Source organism: Pseudoalteromonas sp. Of11M-6 (genome assembly GCF_022347905.1).
Lineage (GTDB): Bacteria > Pseudomonadota > Gammaproteobacteria > Enterobacterales > Alteromonadaceae > Pseudoalteromonas.
In genome coordinates this window covers 218,717-234,351 of the sequence record NZ_JAKRFW010000002.1, presented here as the reverse complement: position 1 = coordinate 234,351, position 15,635 = coordinate 218,717, and the positions used below count along the sequence as shown (strand labels likewise).

The 15,635-nt window shown below is 42.0% G+C and carries 15 protein-coding genes; 11 read left to right on the top strand and 4 right to left on the bottom strand.

Annotated elements, in window-relative coordinates; all coding sequences use genetic code 11:
• Window positions 1–13: 13 nt before the first annotated feature.
• Entirely contained in the window at window positions 14–388 is a 375-nt protein-coding gene (locus tag MHN32_RS02320) for a VOC family protein (RefSeq protein ID WP_239420807.1), read from the bottom strand.
• Between the two features lie 229 nt (window positions 389–617).
• On the opposite strand from MHN32_RS02320, the gene MHN32_RS02315 reads away from it, so the two are divergent.
• Both MHN32_RS02315 and MHN32_RS02310 read left to right on the top strand, forming a co-directional pair.
• The gene (locus MHN32_RS02315; protein WP_239420806.1) at window positions 618–923 is read left to right on the top strand and encodes an NIPSNAP family protein; all 306 of its coding nucleotides are present in this window, start codon (window positions 618–620) and stop codon (window positions 921–923) included.
• A gap of 27 nt (window positions 924–950) precedes the next feature.
• Window positions 951–1,466 (top strand): GNAT family N-acetyltransferase, encoded by a 516-nt coding sequence (locus MHN32_RS02310; RefSeq protein WP_239420805.1) that lies wholly within the window; start codon window positions 951–953, stop codon window positions 1,464–1,466.
• Between the two features lie 49 nt (window positions 1,467–1,515).
• Here MHN32_RS02310 and MHN32_RS02305 read toward each other — a convergent pair whose 3' ends face one another.
• Window positions 1,516–2,415 (bottom strand): EamA family transporter, encoded by a 900-nt coding sequence (locus MHN32_RS02305; RefSeq protein ID WP_239420804.1) that lies wholly within the window; start codon window positions 2,413–2,415, stop codon window positions 1,516–1,518.
• Window positions 2,416–2,531: 116 nt separating this feature from the next.
• Between MHN32_RS02305 and MHN32_RS02300 the strand changes: the two genes are divergently transcribed.
• Window positions 2,532–3,014, top strand: a complete 483-nt coding sequence (locus MHN32_RS02300) for a MarR family transcriptional regulator (protein ID WP_239420803.1) — start codon at window positions 2,532–2,534, stop codon at window positions 3,012–3,014.
• 654 nt (window positions 3,015–3,668) lie between these two features.
• Here the strand turns inward: MHN32_RS02300 and speB are convergent.
• Window positions 3,669–4,589: an agmatinase gene (speB, locus tag MHN32_RS02295; protein ID WP_174169019.1), complete on the bottom strand. Its 921-nt coding sequence runs from the start codon at window positions 4,587–4,589 to the stop codon at window positions 3,669–3,671.
• A 3-nt stretch (window positions 4,590–4,592) separates the two neighbouring features.
• Window positions 4,593–6,506 (bottom strand): biosynthetic arginine decarboxylase, encoded by a 1,914-nt coding sequence (gene speA, locus MHN32_RS02290; protein WP_102056642.1) that lies wholly within the window; start codon window positions 6,504–6,506, stop codon window positions 4,593–4,595.
• Window positions 6,507–7,100: 594 nt separating this feature from the next.
• Between speA and MHN32_RS02285 the strand changes: the two genes are divergently transcribed.
• The 8 genes from MHN32_RS02285 to MHN32_RS02250 all read left to right on the top strand — a co-directional run bounded on the left by MHN32_RS02285 (window position 7,101) and on the right by MHN32_RS02250 (window position 15,549).
• Window positions 7,101–7,943: an alpha/beta hydrolase gene (locus MHN32_RS02285; protein ID WP_239420802.1), complete on the top strand. Its 843-nt coding sequence runs from the start codon at window positions 7,101–7,103 to the stop codon at window positions 7,941–7,943.
• A 62-nt stretch (window positions 7,944–8,005) separates the two neighbouring features.
• The gene (locus MHN32_RS02280) at window positions 8,006–8,395 is read left to right on the top strand and encodes a hypothetical protein (protein WP_239420801.1); all 390 of its coding nucleotides are present in this window, start codon (window positions 8,006–8,008) and stop codon (window positions 8,393–8,395) included.
• 3 nt (window positions 8,396–8,398) lie between these two features.
• A complete protein-coding gene (locus MHN32_RS02275; RefSeq protein ID WP_102056644.1) occupies window positions 8,399–9,043 on the top strand; it encodes a DUF6058 family natural product biosynthesis protein in 645 nt (214 codons plus the stop codon).
• A gap of 487 nt (window positions 9,044–9,530) precedes the next feature.
• On the top strand, window positions 9,531–10,787 hold the full coding sequence (locus MHN32_RS02270) for a hypothetical protein (RefSeq protein WP_239420800.1): 1,257 nt from the start codon (window positions 9,531–9,533) through the stop codon (window positions 10,785–10,787).
• Window positions 10,780–11,448, top strand: coding sequence for a hypothetical protein (locus MHN32_RS02265; RefSeq protein ID WP_239420799.1), 669 nt, complete (start codon window positions 10,780–10,782; stop codon window positions 11,446–11,448). The genes MHN32_RS02270 and MHN32_RS02265 overlap by 8 nt, the downstream gene beginning before the upstream one ends.
• 125 nt (window positions 11,449–11,573) lie before the next feature.
• Entirely contained in the window at window positions 11,574–12,746 is a 1,173-nt protein-coding gene (locus tag MHN32_RS02260) for a hypothetical protein (RefSeq protein WP_239420798.1), read from the top strand.
• Window positions 12,746–15,352, top strand: coding sequence for a DEAD/DEAH box helicase family protein (locus MHN32_RS02255; RefSeq protein WP_239420797.1), 2,607 nt, complete (start codon window positions 12,746–12,748; stop codon window positions 15,350–15,352). Before MHN32_RS02260 ends, MHN32_RS02255 begins: the two co-directional genes overlap by 1 nt.
• A gap of 32 nt (window positions 15,353–15,384) precedes the next feature.
• Window positions 15,385–15,549 carry a DUF6058 family natural product biosynthesis protein gene (locus MHN32_RS02250; RefSeq protein ID WP_343224370.1) on the top strand — a complete coding sequence of 55 codons (165 nt, stop codon included), beginning with the start codon at window positions 15,385–15,387 and terminating at the stop codon, window positions 15,547–15,549.
• Window positions 15,550–15,635: the final 86 nt, after the last annotated feature.

Here is a 15,635-nt window from a genome sequence, read left to right as displayed (position 1 = left end):
GCTAGAAATAGCGCTATACCTTATCACTAGTAAACACGCGAATACGATGTCTATCAGGGTCTAATACGACGAAACTAGCACCATATCCCTCGGCTTGCGAGACCTGAGCAAACTCAATATCTAGTAATTTCCATGTATCGTATAAAGCCAAAAACGCCTCTTGGCTTGGTTGCATAATAGAGATTTCAGAACCGCCCCCGGTAATGCAACTTGGTGGTGTAAGGGTTGTGTTTTGTTTAAGTGCAATGGAGACGTTGTGTGTACATTTCATAGAAACAAAAGTTGGAGAAAGCTGCGCTGCCTCACATTGGAATAGCTGTCTATAAAACGCTTCGCTTAGCTTGATATCGCTTACATATAACACCAAAGAATCAATGGTGATCATCATGGAATTCCATCATTTTTTAAAAGTTGCAGCTAAGATACGCTCTTAGTGTGTCAGTTACTGTCAGTAGCTTTACGCTGAGTTCAAAACAGGAGTTTGAGCATTTAATCGAGACCGATAGTCCCATATCACTTTAACTTCATGTTATTAACGCTTAAAGTAATCTCGCACACTGTCTATCGGTGTGTAGAGCAATGTGAAACTGGTGTTTTTAACAAAAAGGAAAGGTTGTATGGTTACTTGCTACTTAAGATATGTTGTTGATCCGGCAAAAATTGCTGACTTTGAGGAATATGCGAAAATGTGGATCCCACTCGTCAATCGCTTTGGTGGGCAGCATAATGGCTACTTTTTACCATCGGAAGGTGCAAGTAATATTGCTTTGGCATTATTCACCTTTCCCAGTTTGGCGGCCTATGAAACGTATCGTAATGAGTCGTTTCAAGATGCACAGTGTCAGGCTGCAATTAAATTTGCAGAAGATACCGGTTGCATAATCAGCTATGAACGCAGCTTCTTTAGACCTGTATTTGAATAGAGGTGAGTAAATGGAGCTGAACATCTCGTGGAACTAGATATTTCTGCCAATCTCAAACTACAAAACCTTGCCGTGACGCATGCAAAGCCATTATTTTATTGCGTACAAAGCAGTCGTGCAAGTTTACAAAATGTGCTGCCGTGGGTTGCGACATTACATACCGAGGCTGATGCAGAGCGATACATCGACACACGTATAAACAACCAAGTCGGCGGACTTTGGTCTGCTATTGAATTTAATTGCGAGTTTTGTGGTGTGTTTGGGATCAAATATATGGATGCGCAAACGCAAACTGCTGAAATTGGCTATTGGCTTGGCGAAAAGGCAAGAGGTCACGGCTTAATCGGTCTAGTGCTTGAACAGGTTATTGCCAAGCTTCGAGAGGTAAGTGATATTAAAACTGTGGAGTTTCAATGCTTACAGTCAAATATTGCGAGCCAGCGGATCATTGAAAAAATAGGCGGCCAGTTTGTTGAGTCCTGTGTCAATGATTTGGGCGTAGCAGGTGACGAGCCATTATATATTTATCGACTCACACTTTAGTTTCGCCTTTTTAAAGGAACGAGCGCATAATTGCTATGCGCTCAACTGATTAGTTTACCTCACACTTAAGAGGCACAGCTCGGCTTCGTAGGGTAGTGACGATAATTTGCGGTAATAGCGGCATTACAATCATGCCAACCATCAAACTATACTGAAGCGGCGTGAACGTCTCGCCCAGTAGCACCAACCCCGTCAAAATACCCGCAATCGGATTTGCAATACCACCAAAGGTAAAGTCCACCACAGACATACGTTGTAGTAACCACACGTACAAACTATAACCCAGTGCGGTGTTCAGGAGCACGACCCATAATATGCCGCTGAGATTAGTCATCGAGAAATTGTTAAAAGCTGCAATATACTTAGCTGGTGCGATCACACCGTGAACGCTTGATGCGAGTGTGAGAATAACGCCGCCAATAATGAGTTGCCAAGTTAACACTGTCCACCAATGCATGCGACCACCAAGAGACTTAGTGATTGAGCTGCCGATCACGATACAGGTTATTGCCGCAAGTATTGCCGCTAAACCAAGAGGGTTTAAACTCAGTGAACTCGGATCAAATAGCAACCAGGCCAACACAATAAGCGCCGCACCGCATAACGCTTGCACCAATCCCGGACGTTGCTTATTGACTAACCAATGATAAAGCATGGCGAACACCGGCACAGACACCATGCCCACGCTAGATATGGCAGATGGTAGCGTTAACGACATCACGAAGATCATGCTAAAAAAGGCCGCGATATTAATCGCCCCAAGGGCGCATAGTATTTTCCAGTCAGTTTTTTTTGGCAAACTTGGCTTAACTGCTAGCAAAATAAGCCCAGCTGGAAGCGCTCTAATAGCGCCAAGTAAAAGAGGCGGCCAGTCCGCAAGGGTGTATTGTGTCACCGCGTACGTGGTGCCCCATAAAAATGCAGGGATCATCGCAAGGAGTATATTCACATTAACTATCTTTATATTGAGATACTTTTCGCTAAGGTATTACTAAAAACACTTTTTGTAAAGTATCTTTATGTTAAGATATTTATTTACAACGTTTGTTGTCGGGGCAAATATTAATGGATGCGATTGATAGAGTACAAGAGCAGTGGGCTCGCGAAAAACCACAGTTAGAAACAACGCCCATGGCGATAATGGGTCGCTTAGTGCGCATAGCTAAACATATGGAAGCCGAAGTTGAAAAGCTACATAAGCAATACGGATTAAATTTGGGCGAATTTGATGTGTTAGCTACCTTGCGCCGCAGCGGCAAACCATTTCGCTTAACCCCATCAGAGCTATTTAAAACCATGCTACTCACCTCTGGCGCGATGACTAATCGATTAGACAAGTTAGCGGCAAAAGGCCTTATTAAGCGTGAGCATTGTAAAGAAGACCGCCGCAGTGTAACAGTGGAATTAACAACCGAAGGCCTCGCCCTGATTGAAGAGCTGATTGAGCCGCATATCGCCATTCAAGCCCAATTGGTTGAAGGGATGAGTAAAGAGCAGCAAACCTTGTTAAATGGTGTGTTAAAAGAGTGGTTAACGCAATTTGAGTGAGGATATAAACAGTCTTGTAATATGTCGGTTAGGTTGGAATAAGTGAAGCACCACCACAAGTGTTTCATAGTGTAAATAATCTAGTGGGAGGCGGTTCACCCGCCGAGAAGTTATGTTTTCAAGCTATTGTTGATGATGAGTTTGCAGGCGACCACTTCGAGTTGACTAATGAGTAGAGCCTTCCTTGGCTAATATCAAAGCGCATCCACGCGTTCCTCGTTCATTCTTTTGAAACGACGCGGTCGAGCGAACCAAGAAAACGTCGCCCCGACATCACACTTAATCCTCAAATCCTAACCCGATATAGTGCAACCATCATGTAAGGCACATCCCTATGCCAGACAAGACTTAGCCAACATCCTGTCGGCACATTGCATATTGGTTTATACTTTTCGGGTGTGATGGAGGGGGAATAAGTCGCCTGTGGATTTCCACTTTCTCAATAGCAATAGAGTCGTTTACAAGTTCAGAAAATTGAGGCTCCAAATTCGCAGTATAAATATTTTTGTGGGAGGCGGTTCACCCGCCGAGAAGTATGTTTTTTAGGTGTGACGAAGGAGAATAAGTTGCATGTGAGATCTTCTACGACTTTACAGTAAAATCCAAACAAAAAAGCCACCTGGTTAAGGTGGCTTAATCTAACCCCGCATCCGGTTATTTATGCTTTACAGCCCACAGATGCAGTAGTTCGTGTGCAATGGTGGCGGCGGCGATTGCGGTGAGCTCGCTTTGGTCGTAGGAAGGGGAGACTTCTACTACGTCCATACCTATCATGTTTAGCCCTTGCAATGCGCGTAAAACCTTCAGCACTTTGTCGCTGGTTAGGCCGCCGCATACTGGGGTGCCGGTGCCTGGTGCGAATGCTGGGTCTAGACAGTCGATATCAAAGGTTAAGTACACCGGCAAGTCGCCAACGCGTGCTTTGATTTGTGCTGCTATTTCTTCGGCACTTAAGTCGTTTGCTGCCATAGCGTCAATCACGCCAAACTCGTGGCCTTGCTCTGTGTACTCGGTTCTAATGCCAATTTGCATTGAATGCTCTGGGCTTATTAGGCCTTCAATCGGAGCATGATAGAACATAGTACCGTGATCATAGCGTGAGCCTTGGCTGTACGTGTCTGTGTGCGCATCAAAATGTACAAGCGCCATTTTACCGTGAATTTGCTGGTGAGCACGCAGCAATGGCAGGGTCACAAAGTGATCGCCGCCTAGGCTTAATAGCGTTTTGCCTTGCTGCAAAATTTGCAGAGCAGCTAGCTCGAGTTGCGCTGTAAAATACTCAGGATCGCCAACTGGGTAAGTGAAATCGCCAGCGTCCTGAAGTTTAATTTTGTCCCACAATGCAAATGACCAAGGGTATTTTTTACTTTCCCAAGCTAAGTGCACGGATGCGCGACGGATTGCATCTGGACCCAAGCGTGCGCCTGGGCGTCCAGAGGTTGCCAAGTCAAATGGCAAGCCAAGTACCACAACGTCTGCATCAATATCTGTGATATTGCGTACCATTGGCTGACGTAAAAACGTCATGCCGTTGGAGTACAGAGAATGATCGGTGTGATCGAATAAGTGGCTCATGGGTTAAAAATCTTCCAAATAAGTATAGCCGTCAAGGCCGGTTTCAAGCTCTGCTAGGCAGGTAGCTCGTTCTTCAAGCGGTAGTTTGCTTTCAACTAGGTTGGCAAAGTTACGCTTAAATTGTTCAACATCAAGGTGTACATAACGCATCATATCGGCAACGGTGTCGCCCGCATCAACATTACCAAGCGCCAATTCGCCTTGGTCATCTAATGTGGCTACAACGGTGTGGGTGTCGCCAAATAGGTTATGCATGTCACCTAAAATCTCTTGGTATGCACCCACCAAGAAAAATCCCAATAAATAGGGTTTATCTTTGCAAAACTCTGGTACTGGTAGCGTGGCTTCAATACCTTGGCCATCAACATAATGCTCCACCGTACCGTCAGAATCACAGGTAATATCCAGCAATACCGCGCGGCGCTTTGGTGCCTCTGTTAACCCGCTGAGTGGCAGGACAGGGAATACCTGTTCAATACCCCAAGCGTCTGGCAAAGATTGAAATAGCGAGAAATTCACAAAGAATTTATCCGCAAGCTTAGCACTGAGTTCGTCAATAATTGGGCGATGGAAACGGTTTTTGTTATCCATACGCTTGTTTAGCTCATAACATACGCGCAGGTTTACTTGCTCCGCCCAAGCTCTTTGCTCAAGGCTTAATAGGCCCATCGCAAATTGGCTGTGTACTTCTGCCAAGTCGCCCTGCGTATCATGAAAAATTTCAATCAACGCGCGGTCATCACTCTGCTCGTTGAGCGCCTGCCAAGACGTCCACATATTGTGTAGTAGTCTTGGGGCGTCACTTACCGGTGCAGTTATCTCTTCCACTTGATAGCTTTCAGTGCCAATCACATCGGTGATTAATACCGCGTGATGCGCCGTTAGCGCACGACCCGACTCAGAGATGATCTTTGGCATTGGCTGATTGTATTGCTTACAGGTATCGCCTACGGTGTAAACGATGTTGTTTGCATATTCAGCTAAGCTGTAGTTCATCGAGTTGGACGACTGGCTACGCGTTCCATCGTAATCCACTGCAAGTCCGCCACCTACGTCTAAATTCAACAGGTTTGCACCTAAACGGCGTAATTCACAGTAGAATCTAGCGGCTTCACCCACACCAACGCGCACGTCACGAATATTGGCCATTTGCGAGCCTAAGTGAAAGTGCACCAGTTGCAGCGCGTCTAGCATGTCAGCTTGCTGTAATTGATTAACAACTGTAAGGACTTGCGATGCAGACAGACCAAATTTGGACTTTTCACCGCCGCTTGCTTGCCATTTTCCTTTACCTTGTGATGCCAAACGTACGCGTAAGCCTAAACGTGGTTTAACGTTGAGTGCTTTGGCTTCTGCCATCACGATGTCGAGCTCAGAACGCTTTTCTAAAACGATATAAACCTGATGGCCTAATTTTTCACCGATAAGCGCAAGACGGACGTATTCTCTGTCTTTGTAGCCATTACACACGATCACTGCGCTGGTTTTCTCACTGAGCGCCAATACGGTAAGTAACTCAGCTTTACTGCCAGCTTCTAAGCCAAGCTGTTTTTTATCGCTCGCCGTTTGGCTTGCGATAAGCCCCTCAATGACTTCTTTTTGTTGGTTTACTTTAATTGGGTAAACCAATAAATAATCTTCTGGGTAGCTGTAATCAGTAATCGCCTGATTAAACGCACCAACAATATTATGTACGCGCTGTTCAAGGATTTGTGGAAAACGCACTAGCGCAGGTAGGGTATAACCCTCAGATTTAATTTGTTGTGCAATGTTTGTCAGAGTTACGGCGTGCTGTGGCTGCTGTTGGTTCGGCATCGCAGTAACCTCTCCCTGATCATTAATACCAAAGAAGCCTTGGCTCCAGTGGCGCACGTTGTAGCATTCACGTGCTTGCTCAGAAGAGGTAAATTTGGTCATTCAAGTTCCTTAACGTAAGTTAGAGTTCAGCCTGCAGTGCGCCATCAATGGCGGCTACTCACTGAGTGATAGGTAGAATTAACCTGAACTCGGCATAACATCTGGCCAGAGCGATATTACGCTTTTGAGCATGGATATTTTAGTTGGTTAACTAACTTTTTATCCCGAGTTCAGGTTAATTAATTTTCGCGCATTAGACACAAATAGAAAGTCTCAGTCTAATGAGTTATTTTGCTCGTCAAGAGTGACAAATCTTTCCCTTAGTTTAGTTGCGCTATAACGTGAATTAAGAGAGTGTAAACAAGGAGTAGTAAATTCTACTCTCGTGGTTTTTTAAGCTAACATTCCATCAAAGCGCAAGATTTGCATCGTTGACAATCAAGATTATTTATATCGCTTTGCTCGGTGTGCCTTTGCTTATTTTTGACCTTAAGCTTATTCGTCGAGAAGTTGATATCTTGTTTATGGGTTATGTAGCTTATTTCATTTATACGTTGAGCTAATAAAGTTTCAGAAGTTTCTGAAACTTTGTTGCGTTTATCGAGTAAACTAATTTAGTATGTTATTGGGAAAACTTAAAAATGAGAAAGGACAATGAAAACAATAACATCAGCAGTACTCGGACTCGTCGCTTACAGTTCAGTGGCCAGCGCCAACCAATCAGTTCATGAACACGATTATCAATATGTGGAAATAAACGGCAACAAACTTGCCTATGCTTGCAAAGGAGAGGGCGAGACTACCGCACTTTTACTAGCTGGTATGGGCCTTGATGCTCATGAAACCTACAAAAACACCATTCATAACATAAATCCAAAAGGCTATCGCTTATGTTTTTATGATAGAGCTGGCACCGGAAAAAGCACTTTTGCCAAGCCTCGAGTACGGACTATGTTGGAGCTTACACAAGAGCTTGAGGCATTCACTCAAGCCACTAAAATGGATAATTTGGTACTTGTACCTCACTCTTTTGGTGGGTTTGTTGCAAGGGCTTATGCCAACCGAAACCCTGAAAAAGTGAAAGGGATGGTACTTATTGATATCGCTCATGAGTCTTGGTATCACGATATGAAAAGTAAGATGTCTAAAGAAGCATGGAAGATAATGGAATGGATCATCAACTGGGAGCGAGATACTCATTCATTAGAAGATTTTGAAGAAGCTTCTGCCCATACAGAGATGTACAAAATCAACCAGAAAATGCCAGTTACTATACTGTCACGTGGGATCCCTTATGTGACTATCCGCTCTACTGGTATGAGTTATGCCGATGTTGATGTTTATACTCAAACTTCAAAAGACTCCCAAATAAAGCTGCAAGAAATTGGCGATAATGTTACGCCCATTACCATGAAATATGCATCTCACCTGTTTGATGAAACAGATCCATTTATTGCCATCAAATATATTGAAGAAATGGTGAAAAAGGTACAATAATATTTTTTACGCAAAGGGTTAGCGGTTATACTGCTGCTAACCCAACTAATAATAATAAAGCAATGTTCTCTCATCACATAATCAGTTCAAAAATCACGACTTTCTTAGTAGCTGCAGCCGGCTTTGCAGGGGTGGTATTGTCAGTACTGGGCGTAATTAACCATCCGGAATTGACGTTAATCCTCGACTTTACAGCAAGCTTTTTATGCGTGATGGTCGCGTTTAAGTTATATCAAAAGCAACTCAGGGCCTTAAATTGGGCAGCGGTGCTCGGCGCGCTTATGTCCATTGGTGTCGTCGTTGATGATACGCTAATCCAATTTTCATCAGGACTACTATTAACGGTTCAGTTGAACCTAGAAACCATAGCCGTAAACATCAACTTGCTTGGCTTGATTATCATCGCGACTGCGCTCACGGCAAAAATAAAGCTAACTAATTCAAAGGAATAATCAATGGAGCTACTTACCTATCTGCAGACGCATTTTATTACCAAAGAGACTTTGCTACGCGAGTCGCAGTTATCCCATCTTGAATTGGCTATGTTAATTGAAAAGCGTTTGATGCCAAAAGCCGCCTATAAGTTAGCATTAAAGCTTGAATGTGATTCTTTCTTTGGCGAGCACAGTGATGAAAGCTGCCTAGAATTTTATCCGCAAGGCGCTTTAGTGTGGCTTGGTGCGGTATCACAAGTAACGGATGAAGCACAAGCCTTTACACTCTTTAGTAAACGTTATAAAAACCAACTGCATAGATTAAAAGCGCAAGGCTTTAATCCGAGAGGTGCAAAGCTGGATCAAGACATCGACGCGCACTTAGAAAGTGAGTGGCAACACTTCCTTGACGGTATTTACGGACTTTGTACTAAAACGGGTTTACCTGAAGATATTGCAAATAAAGAAGCCGCCATCGTTATCATCAATGAGTATTTGGCAAGAGATGAACACTTGAGTTCAGATGAACTAACCAACCTTCACCAAGTGGTCGATTTATTGGATGAGGCCAGTGCATTATTTGCGCCTCATGAGCGTGAACGTAGCTCACGCAAGCGCTTAATAGATGACGTGAGAGCAAAATTTCCAAAGCCTTTAACACCATAATTAACTGTTTTTCGCTCTTGAATAATACCAAATGTATTAAGTAAATGAGCTATTTGAAGCGGAGAAATGGCCTGAGTAGCTCCGCTCTCGCGTCCTGCTATCGCCAAGGTACCTATATCCATATAGGCAAGGCAAAAAATTTGCTATTTAGTTGTTCTAAATGAGAAATTTTTAACAACGCTAATATGCTATTTCATCCGAGCTAAATTCAATAGAACAAGAATGGAGCTGGATACAACGACATTGTTTATCCAATAGAGTGTTTTCGGGGTATGAAGAAATTGTTGATGAAGTTTCAAAGGCATGGGATCACTTTAGTTCAATAGCGGATTGAGTGACAAAGGTGTGTAGTCGAGAATAGATAAAGTTGATCTAACCTTTATGCGGACTGGTATTGTCAGCGCTGAACGAAATTTAAGAGGTTATTAGTAACCACTATTTACAGCTGAAGCTATATTAGTCGCTTCAATTAAATGAGGATACACATATGGATTGGGGACTCATGGGGCCTGAAAAGGTCTTGTCTCAAAGGAGAACTCGAACACTAGGTTTAAGTTCAATTGTTCGTAAGTTCAATGATTTAGCCGTACCTGGGTTTGGTGGTGTTAAATATGCTAAATCTGTTTTCTTAGCTTGTTTAGGTGTTGATGTTGCTGAAAAAGTCAGACAGTCAGGTAAACAGGTTACCAATATTCAAGTCACAAATGCGATTGAAGCACTTGCATGCTATTTGGCTTATGGCTCGACGGAGTGGAATGCTGATGATCGTTTAAGAGGCCGTACCAAATTAAACAATCCTGCAGATTTAAGCTATAAAACTTTTAGCGGTAATAGCTTTTATGTGACTCAGCCTATGCGCATGAGTACGGTGCAAGCATTACCAGGCTTAGGGTTTGTAGAATCAAAAGGGGAGAGATTCAATAGTTTTAGTCTTAATCAGCAGGGTAAGGATTTTGTAGACGCTGCTTGCGCAAGTTACAGATGCCATCGACTTAGTATTGCTGAATTTTTAGCTAGATGGGTTAAAAATGAAAAACAGCTTCCTTCATTATACACATCAAGTTTTGATGACCTACTTCATGTGATGTCTCCACTTGTTCGTATAGAGCAGCATGCATTAAATGTGTTTAAGCAAGCTTTGCTTTCTGGTGAAAATAATAATCGAAGAAGAGGTGTTCTTAAGTGGACGCAATCTGAAAATCTGCAACGCTATGTAAATTGGACAAAACCATCTTTCATTGAGCAAGCTCATTTTTATGACATAAAAAGTGGTGCTTTCTTCTTTAAATTAAGAAATAAGTCTCTGGATTTGCTCAATGTTATTGAAGCCGAAATGGAGCCACTTAACCCATCAAGACTTGAGTTATCAGAACATTTATCTCAGAGCATACTTGATGCAGTAAGTAACTTAAGAGAAGCAGCAAATGCTTTCTTGTGCCTTGAACATGATCCCAGCACATCAAAAGAAGCGACTTACTTTGCTAAGCAATGCCTGCAAAAAAATGATGTAGATGTGATCAAATCATTATTAGAGCGAGATGAAGTTGTGCTTCGATGCAGAGGTGAGCAAGTTTTACCGGCAGCAGCATTTGGCAAACCAGAGCCTGTTAACAATGAAGATCATGATGATTCTTTATTTCCAAAAGATATTTCGTTCCGAGTATGGAATATGTATGTCCTTAATCAAGATTTCGAAAATAAATTAGAAGAATGGCTTGGTTTAGAAGGAGATAACGATGAGTAAGAAATTAGTCCCATCTTTAGCAAGCTATTTTGCTCCACCTAGAGGCTTTAAAGGAGAGTTTGGTCTAGTAACAGGCTACTCCGCTGATGCTGAGTTTTTTAATGATGCGCTAGAAAAATTCACGTTAAATATGAAGGGGCAGAGGGCCTATCAAGGAGGCATAAGCCTAGCCTTAATGCTAGACCCCAATCATGCTCAAATATCACCTATTGCATGCCCTGGCTTATTACACCTAGCATTTAAACACGATGTAACTAAACAGTTTAATTTATTGCATAGCAAAGTCGCATTACTTACTTTTAAAGCAATTGAGAGCGATGAGCAATTTATTCGTTTGATCGTCTCTACGGGTAACTGGACCAGACAAACACTTGAAGACAGCCTTGATCTTGTTTGGTCTATTGATGTGAAGCTAGATGATAAAGATGCACAAGGCAATGCTGATATTCTTGCTGCTTATCATTTTCTAAGTGATGTTCTTACCTATTTCGACACAGCCATTTTGAGTAACAGCGGTAACAGCAAACTCATATCTGAAACGCATAATAAATATGCAATGTTTCACAAGCTTTTAGACGACGTGGTCGTTGAAGAGAATATAAAGCCTCGTTTTTTGACAATCGTTCAGCATCTCTTCTGGAGCAGTTGCCTGCTTTCGTAAAGCATCATTGTAATGATAAAAAGCGAAACTATTTAGCTTTAGGCTCCGGCTTTTTCGAGGGAAGCTTAAGTGAAGGGGTCCCAAAAGTAATTAGCGCAATCCACCAGCGTTTAAGTAATGAAAGTTTGCTCACAAAAAGTGCTGAAAAAGATATTATTGTTAATCAGCACAGTTGCCAGTCTATTGCGAATAGTTTAAACAGTTTAGAAGAAAATAATTGGCAAGTTTTAAAAGCATATGACCCCTTATATCAAGGCGGACAAATGCAGCGAAGCCTGCATGCAAAGTTCATTTTTTCTGCTAAGTCATCTGAAACGGATGATGAATGTAAAAGAGCGTGGGTGTATTTAGGGTCTGGTAATTTAACTGGTCCAGGCTTTACTCAAAAAGCGTCAAGGTTCGGTGGTAACTTAGAAGCCGGAGTGGTCTTTAAGCCTGAAGGAGTAACGTGGTTTGGAGAAGACAATCCAGAATCAGCTATAAGTTTAAAATTACCGGTTTGCTTTGATGAGAGCTACTCCTTAACTGAAGCATCTCAACTAAGTGCAGGTAGTGAAATGCCTGAACATGATGCTGAGCATTTATCTTTACCAATATCTTACTTTGTAATCGAAGAGTTAGAGCACGATAAACACGTTTTAATACCCAATGTACCATTTACTGATGTATACGCAGTTGCTAATACTTGCTCTAATAAGCTAACAGTCGAATCAGAAACCCGTTTACTATGGTATGGAAAGCCGCCAAGACAACTTTCTATTTCATGGGTTAATAATGGCACTGTCCACACTGAAGATATTCCTGTGATTGATCAATATGGTCGGATTGCTGCAACAGAACTCCCAGAATTAGCCCTCGATGATGCATGGTATATGTTTAGCTCTTTTCCACTTTTACCAAGCTCAGAAACTGAGGGCGAAGATGGTGATGAAGCATCTGAAGATGGTCTAAGAATGGGACCTGAAACGGATATTGAAGTCGATAAAAGCTATTCAATTAACTCAATGATGGCTTTGGTTGAGCTCATCGCAGAAAAGCAAACTGAGGTACCAGAAAAAGACTGGTTACAATGGTGCACCCGCTTAGAGCAAACATTGTCTCAATTAAAGAACAATGTAGCTTTTTCTTTCTTCAAAGAGATAGGGATTAATCCAATTTCACCATTATGGCAGCCTCCTTTTAGACCTGACTATGCTGAAACAAATGCAATTGAGTCAGGTAGTTACTATGAAGAAGTATTGAAACGTCTAGAACAAAAATTAGGCTTGGCAGCGTTAGCAAAATTAGGAGATCAGTAATGAAATTTAAAGGTTGGGAGCAAGTAGCAAATATCATTTCTGACTCTTTAGAGATGAATGACAGGTTAAATGGGGGGCAAAAGCTCAGTGTTCAGAATTTAATTAAAACATTGCCAAACTCAGGTGCAATCATTGCAGATGAAGTTGGTATGGGTAAAACCCGTATTGCTGTTGAACTTATTCATGCAGTTAAACAAGCTGGTGGACGTGTATTGGTTGTTGTGCCAACAACGCTTGGTTTTCAATGGCAAAGTGAACTCGAAGAGAGAGATAAAAACCTTAAGCCTAAATCAGTAATAAGAAGTCTTTGGGGATTTCTCGATGCCTATAACGATGAAGATACAGCAGAGCCTTGGGCGGATGAGCATGTAGTTCTGCTTTCACAAAACTTCGCAAACTGGCGATTAGGAGTCGGTTCTAAAGCTGATCGTTGGGCCTTACTGCCTGAGGTTTACGGCCAATATCACAAGTTTCATTATGGGAGTGTTCCAAGAGGTTATCACAAGCGCACAGATTTAGTGTCTTGGGAGGCTGAAGTATGCGCAAGAAATATAGTGACACATGCAAGTAAATTACCTAAAAAGCATGTCATTAACAAAACTCTAAGTGAAGTAGTAAATAGCTTTAATTGGGGGATGAGTGGTTTTGAAGGTGATGTATTTTCAGCGGGGAGTGAATACAGAGCTCTACTCGAAAAAGCGGTAGGTTTAGGTGCTTTTGATTTAGTTGTAATAGACGAAGCCCATAAGAGCAGAGGTGAAACGAGTAGCCTGAGTACTATTTTAAACAATATAGTATTAAGAGCCGAGGCAGCTCGTAATCTTGCTATGACAGCAACGCCAGTTGAATTAGGTGTCGGTCAATGGGAAGACATGCTTAGTAGGATTGAACTTGAAAAAGAAAAGCGTGATGAAATCCTAGATGTCGTTAAAAAATACGCTCAAGTAGTTTCAAAGTTAAAGAAAACGTGGCGTTCAGATCCATCAATCAGACAGCAGTTTAAAGACATTTCAAATCAGTTTCAGCAGGCTTTATCACCATACTTGTTTAGAAGAGATAAGCGTCAAGATGAAACTATAAAAGCGTTTCATAAAGCTTCAGATCTACCAATCAATGCTTATCGCAGGCAAATACCAGTCAATGTAGAAGTAACTGAACTCACAAGCGAGTGGAAAAAGATTGTTTGTGCCGTTGAGGGTCTTTCAGCTGCATCTAGTATGCAGACTGATTCAACCTCCAAGAGAGCGAGACTAACTTTAGCCAATGGCCACGGTATTGCAGGCATCATTGATAAATCAATTAATGCTTCAGAAGATGATGATGCGTTAGAAGCTGAAGACGTTTCTTTGCCTAGTAAAAAAGAGCAAAGAGCTCAGTGGTGGCAATCAATCATTGCACATTCTTATCAATCGGGAGATGAGTCACTTTATAGTCATCCGGCTATTCTCAAAGTAATTCATGAAATTGAAAGTGATTTATCTCAGGATCAGAAAGCCCTTGTATTTGGCAAAATGACAAAACCAATGCGTGCTTTAGTTAACTTGTTAAATGCGAGAGAAATGATTAGGTCTCTTCAACAAGCGCGTTATTGGCCTCAAAGTAAAATCCATGTAGCTACAGAAAACAGTTCAGAATCTGAAGAGTTGGCAGTAAAGGCGGCACTCGAACAGATGAATATTGCATGGAGTATTGACGAGGTAAACCAGAAATTAGCGAAACAATATAATCAGCATGCTTATAGGGTTGATAAGTCTAAAAATACTTTAATTGAAGGCATTGAAGAAGGTAGAGCAGAAGTATTTGATGCTAGGACCTCTTCATTGTTCGAAGCATTTAAAGCATCTGTGAGCTCGAAACAACAAGACCAAGCTACAAATCTAATCGATTTTGCAAATGCAATATTTGAATTAATCGATGAAGAAGGTTTTGAATTTTCGCCAATTGAACTTGCTCAAGGCTTTAAAGACTTAATGAGTGTGGTAACAGCTAAAAATGAAGGCGACGAAAATGGCGATGGTGAGCTAGACCTTGATGAAGCAAAAGGGTTATGGCCAATCATTGCTCAACGTGTTTCACATGAGTTTGCTCATGTAAGGGGAGGCATGGCGCGCCTAATGTATGGTGGAACAGAAGCGCATAGTAGGCGAGTTATGCAGCTGGGTTTTAATCGTCAAAATAGCTTTCCTAAGGTGGTTGTCGCTCAGTCAGTAGTGGGGCGTGAAGGCCTTAACTTACATCAAGCATGTAGAGTTATTTACCTGCTTCATCCTGAGTGGAACCCAGGCGTCGTAGAGCAGCAAATAGGACGTGTTGACCGTCTTGGTTCAAGGTGGCAAAAAGAATTCGAAGCCTCTCAAGAGCAAAGTGGAGAGCTGCCATTTATTGAAGTAAAGCCTGTGATATTTAAAGGCACTTATGATGAATATAACTGGCAAGTACTTGATGCAAGATGGGACGAGCTTCGTTCACAATTACATGGCGTGATCTTACCTGACTCAGAGAGAACACATGGTGATGAAGAGATTTATGATGAGTTGTGTAAAGCCGCGCCTGATTTTACACCGAAAGGAATTGCAATTCAGGCAAAACTCTGGCTGTTAGCGTAATTCAATAAATCGTCGAAAAGCTGAGTTAAGACATTGATGAAAACCTCAATCTGGATGAACTAACCAACCTTCACCAAGTGGTTGATTTATTGGATGAGGCAAGCGCCTTATTTGCGCCTCATGAGCGTGAACGTAGCTCACGCAAGCGTTTAATCGACGACGTAAGAGCAAAATTTCCAAAGCCTTTAACATCATAATTAACTGTTTTTCGCTTTTTAAATCATGTGAATTGACTTCACATCCATTTCACACCTGTCCGCATAAAGTGTCTATAACAAAACAA

Coding starts and splice junctions, on each gene's coding strand:
- MHN32_RS02320 (WP_239420807.1), bottom strand. CDS start 388: ATGATGATCACCATTGATTCTTTGGTGTTATATGTAAGCGATATCAAG.
- MHN32_RS02315 (WP_239420806.1), top strand. CDS start 618: ATGGTTACTTGCTACTTAAGATATGTTGTTGATCCGGCAAAAATTGCT.
- MHN32_RS02300 (WP_239420803.1), top strand. CDS start 2,532: ATGGATGCGATTGATAGAGTACAAGAGCAGTGGGCTCGCGAAAAACCA.
- speB (WP_174169019.1), bottom strand. CDS start 4,589: ATGAGCCACTTATTCGATCACACCGATCATTCTCTGTACTCCAACGGC.
- speA (WP_102056642.1), bottom strand. CDS start 6,506: ATGACCAAATTTACCTCTTCTGAGCAAGCACGTGAATGCTACAACGTG.
- MHN32_RS02285 (WP_239420802.1), top strand. CDS start 7,101: ATGAAAACAATAACATCAGCAGTACTCGGACTCGTCGCTTACAGTTCA.
- MHN32_RS02280 (WP_239420801.1), top strand. CDS start 8,006: ATGTTCTCTCATCACATAATCAGTTCAAAAATCACGACTTTCTTAGTA.
- MHN32_RS02275 (WP_102056644.1), top strand. CDS start 8,399: ATGGAGCTACTTACCTATCTGCAGACGCATTTTATTACCAAAGAGACT.
- MHN32_RS02270 (WP_239420800.1), top strand. CDS start 9,531: ATGGATTGGGGACTCATGGGGCCTGAAAAGGTCTTGTCTCAAAGGAGA.
- MHN32_RS02265 (WP_239420799.1), top strand. CDS start 10,780: ATGAGTAAGAAATTAGTCCCATCTTTAGCAAGCTATTTTGCTCCACCT.
- MHN32_RS02255 (WP_239420797.1), top strand. CDS start 12,746: ATGAAATTTAAAGGTTGGGAGCAAGTAGCAAATATCATTTCTGACTCT.